Below are 13313 nucleotides of genomic sequence, written 5' to 3' on the forward strand. Positions count from 1 at the left end.
TGCGGTTCCTTCCCTGCGTGGTGCGCGCGGTCGGTTCAGGCCAGATGGGGGGCGGCGCAGGAGAACATGCGGTTCTCCTCGTACAAGGGGGTGACGACGTACATGAGCCGGCGCGCCTCCGCGTCGGGCAGCGGGGCGACGCGCCCGCCCGCACGGTCCAGCACGGCCGTCAGCACCGGGCTCAGCCACCCCGCGTCGCCGGGCGGCAGCCCGAACAGCGACCGGTCGCGGCAGGCCCACCACAGGTGCACACAGCTCGCCGCGGTGTGCAGCAGGCACAGCCGCTCCGCCAGGTGGCCCAGCTCCGGCGGGCCGCCGTCCTGGTCCTTGCCGCTGCCCAGCCGCCAGGACACGTCGTGCAGCAGCCCGCCCACCGCGCACTCCAGCTCCCGGGTGCGGGCGACGATCCGGGCGGCGTCGGCGACCGGCGCCGCGGCCCCCTCGGTCACCGCGTGCCGCACCGCCGCCGCCACCGCCGGCAGCCGGGACAGCACCGGATCCCCGCCCCGGCCCGACAGTTGCAGCCGGTCCCAGTCCGCCTCGGGCAGCGCGGCCCCCAGGTCGAAGACCCGGCCCAGCGCGTCCTGCGCCCCGTCCCCGTCGCCCGCGCTCCCGGCCACCCCGGCGAGCCGGGCCAGCTGCGCCGCCACCAGCCGGGTGTTCGCCACCGGGCTGGTGTCGATGTACCGCACCACCGCGTTGTCCCGGCGGACGGTGTCGAACGCCGCGTACGGCCCGTCCCGCAGCAGGCTGCGGGTGCCCAGGACGTCCGCGCAGCGGGCGAGGGCCTCGTCCGCGAAGTCGGTGGCCGTCCTCTTCGCCACGCTCGACCACAGGGACTGCGCCTCCGGCAGCGCATGCGCGCCCCGCGCGGCCGTCAGCGCCGCCACGTCGGCGGCCAGCACCAGCGCGGCCGCCGTCGCCAGCTCCCGCCGCGGATACGGCAGCCGGTCCGCGCCGCGCCCGCCCACCCGCCGCTCGCGGGCGAAGTCCCACGCCAGCCGCAGCCCGGTGTCCGCGCAGGCCAGACTGCACCCGGTGCTCATGGTCCGCACCACCTGCATGGCCTTCATCGCGATCTCCAGGCCGTGCCCGGGCTGCCCGACCAGCGCGTCCGCACGCACCGGCAGCCCCTGGAAGCGGAACCCGGCGAAGTCGACGCCGCGCATCCCGGCCGGCCGCTGCCGGATCCCCGAGCGCGCCTTGTCCACCTCGCCGCCCTCCAGCAGCAGCGCCGAGAAGGCGCCCGGCCCGCGGCGTCCGGTGCGCGCCACCACCAGCAGCGCCTGGCAGCGTTCGCCGAGCCCCACCAGCCACTTCTCGCCGTCCAGCACATAGCCCCCGCCGGCCTCGCCCGAAGCGGGCGCGGCGGTGCAGGAGTTGGCCAGCAGATCGCCGCCGTGCTCCGCCTCCGACAGGGCGAAACCGACCGATCCGCCCTCGCGCAGCAGCCGTACCACCCGCTCGCGCTGCCCGGCCGACCCCGCGGCGAGCACGCAGACCGCCGCGGTGATGCTGAACATCGTCGCCGGCATCACCGCCGGGTCCCGGCGGGCCGCCGCCCGCACCAGCATCAGCGTGTGGTCCAGGGAGACCAGGTCGCCGCCCTGCCCGGCCGGCACGAACGCCGTCCGCAGCCAGGGCCCGACCCGCTCGGCCAGCTCCCGCGGGTAGGCCTCGTCGGCGTCCCGGCGGGCCATGGCCGCGAACCCGTACGGACTGCCCGGGTCCCGCGGGTCGCCCAGCGCCAGGTCGAGTTCCGTCACCGCCGCGTACGGAGCGGCCGTCGCCGCCCTCATCGGTCCTCCCCGGGCGGGACGGGCACGTACTCGGTGCACGCGGCCGGCAGCCGGACACCGTTCCAGGCGAGCTGCTGCACCCGCGCGGTGAACGCGGCCCCGCGCATCAGGTGATGGGCGACGTCGGCGGCCCTGCGGTTCTCCAGCGCGGCGAGATAGCTGCCGCGCACCCACTCGTTGAAGCCGCCCATCGCCGGACCGCACCACACCTGGTAGTCGGCGGTCCTGTCGCCCTCACCGGTCACCGCCCACCGCGACGCCATGCCCAGGTACCAGCGGAACACCAGCGCCATGCGCCGCCGCGGCGACTGCCGGGCGCGGAGCAGCTGGTCCGGGTCGCGGCGGGTGAAGTACTCCTCGACGTCCGCCCACACGTCGTCGAGCGGCCGCCGGAACACCTGCCGCTCCAGCTGCCCGCGCGCCTCCTCGGGCAGCGCCTCCACCCCGTCGTACGCCTTGTACAGCTCGTAGAGCTTCTTGGCGCGCATCGGGAACAAGGTGCCCTTCTTCAGCACCTGCAGTTCCACGCCGAGTTCGAACATGTCGGCCGCCGGCGCCATCTCGAAGTCCGCGAGCCCCGCTCCCGCCAGCAGCCGGCGCGTCGCCTCCGACGTGCCCGACTCCAGGCAGGACTGGTGGACGGAGCCGACGACGACGTAGTCGGCGCCCAGCGCGAACGCGGCGGCCGCGGCACGCGGCGTGCCGATGCCTCCCGCGGCGCCCAGACCGATCCGCTGCCCGTACCCCAGCTCCCGCTGGACGGTGTCGCGCACCCGGAGCAGCCCCGGGAACAGGGCGGTCAGCGGACGCCGGTCGGTGTGGCCGCCGGAGTCGGCCTCGGCGGTGACGTCGTCGGCCATCGGCACCCGCCGCGCCAGTTCCGCCTGTTCGGCGGTGATCAGCCCGCGCGCCACCAGGTCCGCGGTGATCGCCTCGGGCGCCGGGCGCATGAACCGCTCGGCGACCTCGGCGCGCGAGACCTTCGCGACGATCCGGTGGCCGACGTGCACCCGGCCGTCGGGGGTGCGGCTCAGCCCGGCGGCGCGGTAGCGCACCACGTGCGGGGTGAGGTCCATGAACGCGGACGCCTCCACGCACCGCACCCGGTGCCGCAACAGCAGCTCCACGCCCTCGCGTTCCAGGGCGTCCTCGCTCGGACTGTGGATCAGGTTGACCGCGTACGGCAGGGCGGGGATCTCCGCGGCGAAGCGGGTCAGCGCCCGGTCGATCCGCCCGGGCAGCAGCCCGGCCGCCCCGAAGGACGCCAGCACCCCCGCCCGGGCCAGCGCGATCACCAGTTCCTCGGAGGCGATGCCGCCGGCCATCGCGCCGGCCATGTACGCGTGTCCGACGCCGTGGCGGGCGCGGAAGGCGGAGCAGCCGAGCCGCTCGGGCGGCAGCGGCCCGACGGCCGCCACGATCCGTCCGCCGGGGCCGGGCGCGGCGTTCGCGGCGCCCACGCCCTGTCCGGTGTCGACGATGTAGCAGGGCTGTTCCAGGGCGCCGAGCACCCGGTGGATCCCTGCCGGATCCGTGTGCACGGGCGGGGTGGTCGTCCGGGCGGGGGCGGTGGTCACTGGTCCTCCTCGGCGGACTCGTCGGGAACGACGTCCACGGCGATGTCGGTCAGTTCGTAGATGCGCAGACCCGGCTTCCACACGCTGGCGTCGGCGACGACGGTCAGCCGGCCGTCGGTGCGGCGGACCTCCTTGATGTGCGCGTCGAAGGTCATCTCGCGGTCCTCGCGCAGGATCTGCCCGCGGTACTTCCAGCCCATCGGCACGTCCCGCGGCACGGTGAACCGCACCGGGCCCATGCCGTCGGCCAGTCCGGACTCGATCACCAGGGCCTGCAGCCCCTGGAGCACGGCCTCGACACCGAGCGAGCCGGGCATCACCGGGTCGCGGTGGAAGTGGCAGGAGAAGTACCAGTCGTCGGGGTCGATACGGCGGTGTCCGTGCACATAGCCCTTGCCGTGCTCACCGCCCCCGTCGACCAGCGTCACCTCGTCGACCAGCCGCAGATGGCCGTCGCCGAGGCGCAGGCCGCTGCCCGCGGCCGGGGTGAACCAGCGGTCGTCCGAGCGCACCGGCAGCCGGCGCACCGCGGACTCCTCGAGCCGCTCACGGGCCGACTCCAGCCACGGCGGCACGTACTGCCCGGAGTCCAGTCCGACCTGGTTGGACAGCGCCTGCTCGGTGAAGTAGCCGAACAGCGACTCGCCCTCGTAGAACACCTCGTCGTCGGCGAGCAGCCGGTAGCGGAAGTTCTGCAGGGTGGCCCCCGGCACCGCCTGGCTGGACAGCAGCTCCGACTCGTGCCGGATCGTCCTCCCGCGCAGGTCCAGGTCCTTGACGAAGGCGGCCCGGCCGTCGAGGTTGCGGATGGACAGCTCCTCCTCGGGCTTGGCCAGGGTCGCGCCCAGGTAGTAGCCGAGCAGGATCGCCGCCTGCAGCGAGGTCTCCATCACGACGCAGTTGGGCATGCCCGCCGGGCCGCTGTCCGCGTAGTACCAGGCCTCCGGCGGCGAGTCGTACTCGGTGGCCATCGTGGAACCCGGCGACAGGTCGCCGCGGGTCCCGTCGAGCCGCATGATGCGGTCCACGAACCGGAAGTCCCCGTTGGGGATGTACGGCGCGCGCCGGCCGGCGTAGATCTCGAACTCGGTGCCCATCGCCGTGCCGAGGTCGCCCTTGGCGGCGTGGGCCAGGTGCAGTTCGTTGATGAAGGCCGCCTCGCCGCGCTCGTTGCGGCGGCCGAGGAAGGCGGGCACCCCGCCGGCCTCGGGCCGGTACGGCGTGCCCGGCTTCTCCTGGACGCGGACGCCGAAGTTGCGCATCGACACGATCGGCTTGTCCCCGTCGTACACGGTGATGTCCGCGATCACCGTGGGCCGCGGCAGCATCGTCAGCTCGATCACGTCCACCTCGTAGCGGACCTGCCGCATGTCCGGGGTGATCTGCCCGCGCACCTTCACCTCGGTCTCCAGCCCCGGCACCGACTGGAACTCCCCGTCGGGCAGCACCAGGTGCATGCCCAGGTACATCGCGTACACCTGGAGCAGCTGCACACCGCCCTCGGCGATGAGCGAACCGGCCAGCACCGGGTCGCCGGTGAAGTGGCAGCGGAAGTACCAGCCGTCCGGGTCGAGCCGCTTGACCGCCGACAGACGTCCCAGGCCGCGCGGACCGCCCAGGCGGTCGACCGACGTGACCTCGTCGATCATGCGGAGCATCTCGCCGGGCAGCCGCAGCGAACGGTTCGCACCGTCCGCCCGCTGGTCCCAGCGCGGCCCGAACACCTCACCCGGCCGTCCCTCGGCGAGCAGCGCCAGATCGGCCCCGCTCAGCGACGTGACGTCGGTGCGGGCCAGCGGCTTGAACCAGGCCGGCGTCATCGCCGCGCGGCGCGCCCGGTCGGCGGCCGTCTCCACCACGCCGAGGGAGTCCTCCAGCTCGGCGGGGGTGAAGAACCCGGCGCACGCGTCGAGCAGTTCGAGGATCAGCTCGCCGTCCGCGTAGCAGCGGTAGTTGAAGAAGAACAGCAGGCTGTCGCCGTTCCACACGAACCGGTCGATGCGGATGTCGTAGCGCAGCGTCTGCCCCTCGCGCGGCAGCGCGCCGTGGAAGACCAGCCGGCTGTCCAGCAGCCGGTAGACGCGCTCGCCCCGGGTGCGGAAGTCGATGCCCAGGTAGCTGATCAGCAGCATGTCGCACTGGCCGGCCTCGATGGTGACCGCGCACGGCACCAGACCGTCGACGCTGTACCAGGCGCCCACCGGGACGTCGTACTCGGTGGTGATCTCCGACGGCTCGAACACCCCGGTCTCGCCCTTGACATGGGTGACCCGGCTGACGAAGTGGTACGGCGGCTCCGGCAGCCGGCAGCGCCGCGGGTAGGTGTCGACCTCGGCGAACGCCGGCCCGAACACCGGGGCCACGCGGCCCTGCGCGAACTCCAGCAGATCCCGCTCGTCCCAGACCACGGGCCTGCCGCCGTCACCGCCCGGCTCCGGCGCGGGCGCCTGCGGTTCCGACGGGCCGGCGGGCGGCAGGGACTCCGCGGGCCGGCCCGGATACGCCGGCCCGGACGGCGTCAGCGTCCGCAGCGAGGCGTCCAGCACGGCGTGCTGCGCCCGCAGCGCGGCCCGGTGGGCGTGCGCCACGCTCGCCGCGATCGCCTGCAGCGGCGACACCGGCCCCGGCAGGGACGCCCGGGCGGCCGGGACGGCGGGCGCCGCCCGGTGCGCCCCGGCGCCCGCGAGAGCGGGAACATGAGCCGGTTCCGGCAGATGGACGAAAGGATTTCCCTCGACGACGATCCCCTCGGACACCGGGACGGGCCCGGCCGCCGCGTCCTGGGGCGGGGCGGCACTCGGCGGGGGAGCGGGGCTCATGACGGCGGTCACCTCGGGGGAGTCGGCGGGAGCGGTCGGGGCGAGCAGCGGGGCCGCCGCGCGGGCCACCCGCTCCACGGTCGCCTCGCCCCCGCACGCCACCCTCAGGACGGGCCCGGGGGCGGCGGCGGTGCGGGGGGTGGGGAAGAGCACGCCCAGGTCCACGTCCAGACCGTGGGCGACCAGCCGGGCCAGGGCCTGCGCGAGGGCGGCGGCGCCGGCGGCGCCGCGCCGGTCCACCGACACCGCCAGATGCGGCCGCTCACCGAGCGTCTCGGTGATCCAGCGGGTGCAGGTGGCGCCGGGGCCGACCTCGACGAAGTAGCGGTAGCCGCGCTCGTGCGCGGTCCGCGCCAGCCGCGCGAAGTCGATCGTGGAGCGCAGGGTGTGCGCGATCCGCCCGGCCAGCTCCGCGCGGTCGGTGACCGGGACGGTGTCGTAGTCGTAGGCGGACAGCAGCTCGAGCGACGGGACCTCGCCGGCGAGCGGATAGTCGTTCAGCGCGGCCAGGCCGGGCAGCGCGGGGTCGACCACGGGGCAGTGCATCACATGGTTGGCGGGCGCCTTGGCCGCCTGGCACCCCACCCGCTCGACGAGCTCGCGGACCTGCCCGGGATCACCCGCGACCACCGTCTCCCGCGGGGTGTTGACGTGCGTGAGGAACACCCGGTCCAGGCCGGTCATCGCGTCGCGCACGCGGTCGGCGCCCGCCAGCAGCACCCGCGTCGTCCACACCCCCGCGTCCAGGGTGTCCGCCGGCAGCGACCACGCCTCGCGCACCTGCTCCTTGCGTCCGCGCAGCCGGTCACGGAACAGCGGCGTCGCGGCCAGGGCGGCGTCGTCGCGCGCCGCCTCGGCCCACACCCCGGTCGCGAACAGCATGCTGGACTCGCCCAGGCTGTAGCCGAACGCGCCGTCCGGGGCCACGCCCAGGACGTCCCGCAGCAACCGGGTCTGCAGCACCGCGAAGTTGGTGCCCGCGGCCAGCATCACCGGGATGTCCTCGATCAGCTCCGCCTCGTGCCGCATCATCGCGCGCCGGTCGACCGGCCCCCGCGCCCGCGGGAACAGCGAGCGGTGCTTGAGCCTCTCGGCCGGCCGGTCCGCCTCCCGCTCGAAGGCGGCCCGCAGCCCCGGGAACAGCCGGAACAGATCGCGTCCGGCGCCCGGGTAGGTGGCGAAGGCGCCCGGATAGACGAACGCGACCCGGCCCTCGGGGCCGACCGGGCGGGCGGTGCAGAAGCTGCCGGACGGCGTGCTCCACTCCCCGCCGCCGTCGGCGACCGACGGCAGGTCCCTTTCGGCCGCGGCCAGTTCGGCGTCCAGCCGGGCCTCGTCGGCCGCGACCACCACCGCCGTCAGCCGGCCGGTCCGGGGCGTGTGCGCGGCCTCCCGCACCACCGCCTCGGCGCCCCGGCCCGCGAGCTCCGCGCGCAGGGCCGCCGCGGCGGAGGCGAGCGCCGGGCCGTCCTCGGCGGAGAACGGCAGGATCCACACGCCCGGACCGTCCGTCCAGGACGTCGCCGGCGCCCCGGCCGCCTCCGGCGCGGTGCCGCGCACCACGAGGTGGGCGGCGGTCGCTCCGTGCGGGCCGTCGTCGCCGAGCACGCTCACCGCGGCCGTCCGCCGCCCGCCGCGCCGCTCGGGCAGCCACGGCTGGGGATCGCCGAGCAGCGTGAACCGCGACCCCTCGAGCCCGGGCGCGGACGCGTCCAGCAGACCCTCCGGGGCCGCCGGGAACTCCGCGTGGTGCACGGCGAGGACGGCCGAGACCAGCGACGCCAGCGGCGCCGCCCGCCCGGTGTCCCCGACCAGCGCGGTGGTGCCGCCCAGCGCGCACCCGTACGGGTCGTCGCCACCGCCGGCCCGGTACACCGCGGCCAGCGCGGCGGCCTCCTCCCGGCGGGCGTCCGCGACGGCCCCCGACAGCTCCAGGTAGGCCACGTCCGCCGGGTCGGCCTCCGCGGCCGACAGGGCCTGCCGGGCCGCCCCGGCCACCGCGTCCGCGCGGTCCGGCGCACAGTGCACGGCCAGCGCGTCGACCGTGGCGTACACGCGCCGCCCCCGCACGGCGTCCTCGCGGGTGACGACCACGGCGGCGGCCCCGTCGCCCAGCACCGGCATCTCCTCGCCGCGCGCGGTGGCGATCCGGGCCCTGGCCCGGGTGTTCTCCGCGCCCGCGGCCAGGTCCACCGCGCCCACCAGCACGGCGTCCACGGTGGGGTCGAGCAGCAGCAGGCGGGCCACCTCCAGGGCCCGCACCGCGGCGGTGCCGTCGGCCGCCAGGGTGAACGACGGGCCGGTCAGGTTGCGGGAGGAGGAGATCCGGCTCGCCATCACGTTGCCGATGTAGCTGAGGACCTCGTTTGCGCCGATCGGGTCATGCACGGCGCCGCGCACCGCCTCCTCCAGGCTGTCCAGCCGCTCCGCGTCCAGCGTCACCCCGGCCCGCGCGCACTCGGCGCGGACATGGGCGCCGATGTCGAACCGCGCGCGGTGGGTGTGGGTGCGCGGTTCCATCTCCATGGCGACCACCACGCCGACCCGTGACCCGGGCAGCTCGTCCGCCTTGACCCCGGGCGGCGGGGCGTCGAGACCGGCGTCCGCCAGAGCCTGCTCCGCCGCCTCGAACAGCGCCAGGTGCTGCGGGTTGGCCTGGGCCAGCTCGTTCGGCGGGATGCGGTAGGTACGCGGACGGACGTCCACGGCGTCGACGTAGCCGCCGGCCGGGTCGGCGCCCTCGGCCACGGTCCCGGCCAGCGGACCGCCCGGCACCTGCTCGGCGCCGTACCAGCGGTTCGCGGGCCGCCCGGTCAGCGCCGGCCGTCCCGACCGCGCCGCGCGCGCCAGCTCACCGGTGCCGGTGAGCGGCCCGAGCCGCGTCCCGAGCCCCACCACCGCGAGCCGCGGCTGCCGCACCGGCCGCGCAGCGGCGGCACCGGACTCCTCGCCGGGCTTCGGCCCCACGGCGGGGGAGGGGCCCGACAGCTCCCGCGGCCCGGTCAGCACCGCGTGCGCGTTGGTGCCGCCGAAGCCGAACGCGGACACCGCGGCACGCCGCGGTCCGTCCCGCTCCGGCCACGGGCGCGACTCCAGCACCAGCCGGTCCGCGACCGCCTCGGCGCCCTCCGGCCGCAGCGGCGAGAGCACCCCGGGCGTGGCGGGGACGACGCCGTGCCGCAGCGCCAGCACCGTCTTGAGCACACTGGTGAAACCGGCGACCGTCAGCAGATGGCCGACGTTGCCCTTCACCGACCCCAGCAGCGGCACCTCGGCGCCCACCGAGCCGAAGTACTCGGCCAGGCCGCGCAGTTCCGTCGCGTCCCCCAGCGGGGTCCCCGTCGCGTGGCACTCGATGTAGTCCACCGACGCCGGGTCCACGTGCGTGTACGCCTGCCGGTAGGCGCCCAGCTGACCGCGCAGGTTCGGGCTCAGCAGATGCCGGCCCGCCCCGTCGTTGGTCAGCCCGACCGACTCCAGCACCGCGTGCACCCGGTCGCCGTCACGCAGCGCGTCCGAAAGCCGCTTGAGCACCAGCACACCCGCGCCCTGACCGGTGACGATGCCGGAGGACCGGCCGTCGAAGGGCTGGCTGACCCCGTTGTCCGGGTAGGCGTGCAGATCCGAGAAGGACAGGTGGATCAGCAGCGGGTCGGGCGCGCACACCGCTCCGGCCACCATCACGTCGGCCGCGCCGGTGGCCAGGTAGTCCCGGGCCAGCGCCATCGCGTACAGCGCCGAGGAGCACGCCGCGTCCAGCGCCAGCCGGGGCCCGCCCAGACCGAGCGCCCGCGCGGTCACCGTCGCCGGCTGCCCGAACGGCCACAGGTTCTCCGCCGCGGGCTCCGGCTCGCCGGCCGCGACGGGCGGCACGGGCAGCCCGGCACGCGCCAGGCCCTCGGTGACCGCCCGCCGCACGGGCGGGGTGCACAGACCCACCGACGCCTCGGTGGGGAACGAGTAGTTGCCCAGCACCAGCCCGGTGCGCGCCAGCCCGCCCGGCCCGTCCAGGCCCGCGTCGGCGAGGGCCTGACGGACCGTGTGCAGCGACCACAGCACCACCCGGTCCAGGGCGGCGAGTTCACCGGCGGGCACGTTCAGGCCGGTCAGGTCGATCGGCGGTTCATGGACGAAACCGCCGCGCGTGGCGGTGACACGGTGGTCCGCGTCACCCCATCCGCCGGGCACGGCCGGGTCGGTCCCGAAGACCTCCCGGCCGCCCTCCGTGCGGTGGTCCTCCCCGGCGAGCAGCGACTCCCAGAACTCGTCGGGGGTGTGCGCACCGGGAAGGAGGCAGGCCATACCCACGATGGCCACCGGCTCGTCGCGGCGCCCGGCGCCGCGGAGTGTGCTGGACATGGTCTCCCAGTTCTCCCACTCGACTCGTCAGGACCGGGACGCCGCGGCGAACTTCGCCGCAAGCCCCGGGCTCGGCACTGCCTCGACCTCGCGCATCCGCTGCAGCACCCGTCCGCCGGGCGTGCACGCCGTGACCGTGCAGCGGATGCCGCTCGCCGTCTCGGACACCGCGTCGACGACCAGCCGGAAGGGCTCGTCCCCGGGCAGCGGCGCGAGCAGTTCGACCTCGCCCACCGCGGTCGGCAGCACGGCCTCGCCGCGGTGCAGACGCGCCCAGACCAGCACCGCCTGCAGCAGCAGGTCGGACAAAACGGGGCTGTAGCCGGGCGCCTGCCACGCGCCCCGGGCGATGCCGGGGTCGGCCAGCCGGGCGGCCAGCACCAGCCGGCGGCCCGCGTCGAGGACGCCGGTGATGCCGCGCAGGGCCGGGCCGTGGAACAGCGTCCCGTCCTCGTAGTACGGCGCCGGGCCCCCGTCCCCGCCCTGCGGCAGACCCGTCACCCGCTCGGCCGCCGGCGCCGCACCGGCCACCAGCAGCGCCCGGTAGCGCGGCCGCCCGGAGCCGTCCCGCACCGACACCTCGTACTCCGGCGCGCCGTCCACCTGGCGCACCGTCGTCTCCAGCACGTCCGGACGCCCGTCGTCGAAGACGACGCCCTTGTGCACCTGGAACCCGCGCACCGAGGTGACGCGCGTCCCGGGCGCCGCCCGGTGCACCGCGCCCAGCAGACCTCCCACGGCCGCGGTGGCCGGCAGCACCGGCACCCCGCCGATCGCGTGGTCCGCGATCACCGCGTCGGCCGCCGTGGCCGCCAGGCCGCGGCGCAGCACCAGCCCGCCGGCCGGCAGCGGAGCCGGCTCACGCGCGGACAGCGGGCTCCTCGGCCCGACCACGCACACCGTGTCGGCGGCGCGCTCCGCGGAGAACTGCTCCACGAAGTACCGCACGCCCTCCTCGACCGGGATCAGCGTCACGCCCCGCTCGGCGAACATCTTCTCCAGCGCCGGGGTGACCATGCCGCCCGCCCACGCGCCCCAGTTCACCGAGGTGACCCGGGTCCGCGGGGCAGCCGCGCGCAGGGCGCAGGCCCACCGGTTGAGCGCCTCGTTGGCCATCGCGTAGTCGGACTGGCCGCGGTTGCCGAAGAAACCGGCGACCGAGGAGAACAGCAGCACGTGCCGCACCCGCGCGCCGTCGAGCGCCCCGAGCACGTTGCGCAGCCCGGTCAGCTTGGTGGCCAGCACCCGGTCCACGTCACCGGCCTTCTTGTCCCGCACCAGGCCGTCGGCCAGCACACCGGCGCCGTGCACCACCCCGGTGACCCGCGCACGGTGCGGGGCGAGTGCTTCGCGCACGGCGTCCGCGTCGCTGACGTCCACCGCCAGGTACTCGGCCGCGGAGCCGGCCGCCCGCAGGTCCGCCAGCGTGCCGCGGATCTCGCGGACGCCGGTCACCTCGCGGGCCATCGCTTCCACGGCGCGCGGCGACGGCTTGGCGCCCGACCGCTTCAGCTCGGCCGCCGCGGCGGCCCGCAGACCGTCCTCCGCCACCCCGGACGCCCACCCGGGCTCCTCGGTCAGCGGGGTACGGCCCAGCAGCAGCAGGCCCGTGCGGTGGTGCCGGGCCAGCCCCAGCACACAGGACGCCGTCACCCCGCGGGCCCCGCCGGTGACCACCAGCAGATCGTCCGCGCCGGGTGCGCCGGCACCCGGCTCGCCCGGCGACGACGGATCCGCCTCGTCGGCCGGCGTCACCGTCACACGCGTCCCGTCCGCCGTGCGCCCGACCTCGGTCAGCGCCCGCTCGGCGTCGTACAGCTCCGCCAGGAACACCTCCGCGCAGCGCCCGGCCGGCAGCTCCGGCGCCAGGTCCAGTGCCCGGCAGAACAGCTCCGGCGCCTCGATCGCGAAGGTCTTCACCAGCCCCGTGACACCGCCCAGCGAGGCCCGCTCCACGCCCGCCGTCCCCGACAGGCCCAGCCGGCCGTCCAGCCGGGTCACGGTGACGAACGCGGCGCGCCCCTCGCCCGCGGCCCGCTCCAGCAGCGGCTGGGTCCGGCCCGCCAGCAGCAGCGTCTCCCGCAGCGCGGCGAGCTGCGCCTCGTGCCCGTCGGCCTCGACGCAGTCGACGACCAGGTCCAGCCGCTCGGCCCCCTCGGGCGCCTCCCGGCCGGTGTGCACCGTCCAGCCCCGCGCCCGCAACGCCCCGGCCAGCGGTTCGAGCAGCTCACCCGAGCCCGCCAGCAGCGCCACCGGTTCCGCCCGGTAGGCGCCGGACAGCTCGTCCGGCTCCGGTACGGCGGTCAGCGCGGCGTGGAAGCGTCCGAGGCCGGGCGTCAGGCTTTTGGGGCGGCCACCACCTCCGGCTGCGTGGTGGCGCCGGCGGCGTCGGTGATGAAGGTGATGATGTCGTCGAGGGTGCGGAGTTCGGCGAGTTGTTCGGGGGCGGCGTCGGCGGATCCGGGGAAGCGGTCGCGGAGGGTGCCCATGATCTCGACGCGTTTGATGGAGTCGATGCCGAGGTCGGCTTCGATGTCCATGCCGGTCTCGAGCATGTCGGCTGGGTAGCCGGTCTTGGCGGCGACGCTCTCCAGGAGCACCTTGCGCACCTCGTCGGCGGAGACGGCGGCGGGGGCACCGGCGGGTCCGGAGGCCGCCTGCGGCTGCGTGGTGGCGCCGGCGGCGTCGGTGATGAAGGTGATGATGTCGTCGAGGGTGCGGAGTTCGGCGAGTTGTTCGGGGGCGGCGTCGGCGGAACG

General features: G+C 76.0%; 5 protein-coding genes. All 5 read right to left on the minus strand.

The window, feature by feature from the left end:
* Nucleotides 1–35: 35 nt before the first annotated feature.
* A complete protein-coding gene (locus tag ACF1AG_RS30865) occupies nucleotides 36–1799 on the minus strand; it encodes an acyl-CoA dehydrogenase (RefSeq protein WP_359601238.1) in 1764 nt (587 codons plus the stop codon).
* Complete coding sequence (locus tag ACF1AG_RS30870; protein WP_391810746.1) at nucleotides 1796–3376, minus strand: PfaD family polyunsaturated fatty acid/polyketide biosynthesis protein; 1581 nt, start codon at nucleotides 3374–3376, stop codon at nucleotides 1796–1798. Before ACF1AG_RS30870 ends, ACF1AG_RS30865 begins: the two co-directional genes overlap by 4 nt.
* Nucleotides 3373–10554 carry a beta-ketoacyl synthase N-terminal-like domain-containing protein gene (locus ACF1AG_RS30875; RefSeq protein ID WP_391810747.1) on the minus strand — a complete coding sequence of 2394 codons (7182 nt, stop codon included), beginning with the start codon at nucleotides 10552–10554 and terminating at the stop codon, nucleotides 3373–3375. The genes ACF1AG_RS30870 and ACF1AG_RS30875 overlap by 4 nt, the downstream gene beginning before the upstream one ends.
* 27 nt (nucleotides 10555–10581) lie before the next feature.
* Nucleotides 10582–12807 (minus strand): SDR family NAD(P)-dependent oxidoreductase, encoded by a 2226-nt coding sequence (locus ACF1AG_RS30880; protein WP_391810748.1) that lies wholly within the window; start codon nucleotides 12805–12807, stop codon nucleotides 10582–10584.
* Between the two features lie 83 nt (nucleotides 12808–12890).
* On the minus strand, nucleotides 12891–13313 hold a 423-nt coding region (locus ACF1AG_RS30885), incomplete at its 5' end, for a phosphopantetheine-binding protein (RefSeq protein ID WP_391810749.1).

It is taken from the genome of Streptomyces sp. NPDC014764 (genome assembly GCF_043082785.1).
GTDB lineage: Bacteria > Actinomycetota > Actinomycetes > Streptomycetales > Streptomycetaceae > Streptomyces > Streptomyces althioticus.